Below are 413 nucleotides of genomic sequence, written 5' to 3' on the forward strand. Positions count from 1 at the left end.
GCTCGTAGGGCCGCGGGATCTGCGCCGCGAACCACGCCCCCGGCGTGAGGTCCCCGAGCCAGCGCCGGATCAGGCGACGGTGCGTCGGGATCCACTGGAGCATCGCGTTGGACACCACGACGTCCGTCGCCCCCGACGGGCGCCACTGCGAGGCGTCGACCGCCTCGAAGCGCAGGTTGGCGGGGGCGCCCGTTCGGGCCGCCTGCTCCCGGGCCCGCTCCAGCATGGCGGGCGAGTCGTCCAGACCGATCACCTCGGCGTCCGGCCAGCGCTCGGCCAGCGTCCGGGTCAGGGTCCCCGGGCCGCAGCCCAGGTCCACCACGACGCGCGGGGCCTCGGCGCGCACGTGCCCCACCAGGTCGTGGAAGGGGCGGGCTCGGTGTTCGGCGAAGCCCTCGTACTGCGCGGGATCC

The 413-nt window shown here is 76.0% G+C and carries 1 protein-coding gene; it reads right to left on the reverse strand.

Annotation, left to right across the window (positions count from 1 at the left end; all coding sequences use genetic code 11):
• A partial coding sequence (locus HFC70_RS26515) for a methyltransferase domain-containing protein (RefSeq protein ID WP_168476308.1) occupies positions 1-413 on the reverse strand: 413 nt, incomplete at both ends.

Source organism: Agrobacterium sp. a22-2 (assembly GCF_012276985.1).
GTDB lineage: Bacteria > Pseudomonadota > Alphaproteobacteria > Rhizobiales > Rhizobiaceae > Allorhizobium.